At 36.4% G+C, this 2,217-nt stretch carries 2 protein-coding genes; both read right to left on the bottom strand.

Features of this window, described 5'->3' with window-relative positions; translation table 11 throughout:
- Positions 1–1,530 (bottom strand): DEAD/DEAH box helicase (locus tag GXZ17_RS01840; RefSeq protein ID WP_409375590.1); only part of this gene is annotated, 1,530 nt, incomplete at its 3' end.
- A gap of 32 nt (positions 1,531–1,562) precedes the next feature.
- The coding region (locus GXZ17_RS01835) for a hypothetical protein (protein WP_409375589.1) at positions 1,563–2,217 on the bottom strand (655 nt) is incomplete at its 5' end.

The following is a 2,217-nucleotide window of genomic DNA, read 5'->3' as shown; positions in this document are numbered from 1 at the left end:
CTCAAAAACCGGATAACCATCATCTGTTAATTCTCGCCTTTCTAAAAATATTTTTGGTTCAGGGTAAAATGAAACGAAAATACCTTCTGGTGCTCGCACAAACAGATGGTAACGTGCAGGAAGAAGGGGTAAAGATTCTATATCAGGACGTGCCCATACCGCTATATTAACGAGACTGGTAATACACTGACGTTCTTCATCTGAAGGATTATTCTTATCCACAAGCTGTTTAACACACTCTTCGAATTTTTTTGCCCCCTCTTCCAGTATTCTTTTTAACTTTAAAATTTTCTCATCCCTTGAGAGTATTTCATAGAGGAACCTTCTTGCATCACCATTACACCGTTTTTTGGACTCATTTAGAATATTTTCCGGAATACCAAATTTTTCACACACTTTATAACATTGTTCTAAAAGGGAATCTTCGGAGCTTTCTCGAATTATCTTATCTAATTGTGAATACAGCTGAGCTGGGCAATTCAGCGTGGATTTTTCGACCATAGTTTTGATTCTTTCTCCCTTTATTACGTCTTGTCGTTGGGAATTTTGTGGCTCAAATTCAAATCTTTCGCCGAAAAGTTTAGTAGCAAACTCTGCCACTTTACTAAAATCTTCTTCTTCTTTTACAAGTGTTGCACTGGTTGCGATGCACTGTAAATCACCTTCCATATTTTTACAAACTCTGTCTTTCAGACGGCGAATTAGCATTGCCATCTCAATACCAGATGCTCCGCTGTAAATATGCGCCTCATCCAGGACTAAGAACTTCCAATTCTTCGCATATTCGCCATCAAAAAAGGGTGAATCTTTTGGTCTTAAAAGCAAATATTCAAGCATTGCATAATTCGTTATGAGGATGTGCGGTGGATGTTCCCGCATTTCCTCTCTCGAGAGAAGCTCACTCTTTACAGGCTCTATACCTGGATTTCTATGCCTGAATTGTTCTTCTCCCCTTTCTTTAGTTTCTGGCGTGTCTCCCACATATCTTCCAAAAGTAATATTCACATCTGGTGCCTTATCTTCCATAATTCTTGCTATTTCTCTAAGTCTTCGTAACTGGTCATTTGCCAATGCATTCATAGGATATAACAGAAGAGCGCGAACTCCAGGTGTTAGTTTTCCCTCTTTATGCTCTCTTAAGAGATAGTTATAAATGGGAATAAGAAAACATTCTGTCTTTCCACTGCTTGTACCTGAAGCAATAACCACATTGCAACCACTAAGTATTTTCCTAAGTGCTTTCTCTTGGTGCAAATATAAGGGATTGTCCCTTAAATAAGGAAGAGCATCATAAATGAAACTTTCTAATCTCTCAGCTAATAATTTCTCTTGAATCAAATCTTTCAGGTAACAACCGTTTTTAAATGGGGGAGTTGCTTCTAATATGGGGCCATTTATAAACCAGAACTTCTCAGCTTCTTGATAGAATAGCCTCCGCAGTTTTGTGTCTCTTAAACGTAAAGCACTTGTCAAATATCTAATATAACTTTCTTTAATATTTTGTGTTAACTTAATTGGGTCTATTGCCATTCTTAATTACCTCCATTTTAAATACTGAAAGACTACTCATATAAGTAAAATTCTTCTTCATGGACCTCAAGCATGTGTTTTAGATGTTCTTCTTCATTTGGATTTTTAAAATGTTTCCTGCACAATTTACATTTACGAAAACGTGGAAGGTCTGGAATAACATTCTTTCTAATTTCATCAGTGTCAGTAATAACTCGGAACATTATCTTGGCCAGTCCTTTACTTCTATCAGCTTTAGGGCAATATTCTTCAATATGAGAGCAAATCAAAGTTGTTGGATTACTGGGGTCATCTCCTCTGACGTAGAGACCACAATAAGAACATTTATAAATTTTTACTGGAAGATTGGAATCGTACTCTCGCAGTTCTTCTAAAGTAAGTGGTTCGACAAACTTTTGAAGATGAACTTGCTTTATATGAGATATAATGTCTTCCCTCTCATATGATGCAAAACCACATAGTTTACATCTCAGAAGAGGTGGAGCAATGTCTAAAACTTTAATTTCATATAATAATCGATTTTCTTTTAGACTCAGGATTTTAGCTCCAAGCGCCAGCGCTTCTTTGTTTTTATTAATAGTGTCGTAAAAATGATTTAAAAGGAGACCATAAATTATACCTTTTCGGATAAATTTTGCCTCTTGCAACTTTTGGCCATCTGCTTCAAGTATGGCCACAAAATTGTAT

The sequence above is a fragment of the Candidatus Sordicultor fermentans genome (assembly GCF_012728195.1).
GTDB classification, from domain to species: domain Bacteria; phylum Atribacterota; class Atribacteria; order Atribacterales; family Caldatribacteriaceae; genus Sordicultor; species Sordicultor fermentans.
The sequence above is the reverse complement of the archived record's forward strand: the minus strand, read 5'-3'. Positions and strand labels throughout refer to the sequence as shown.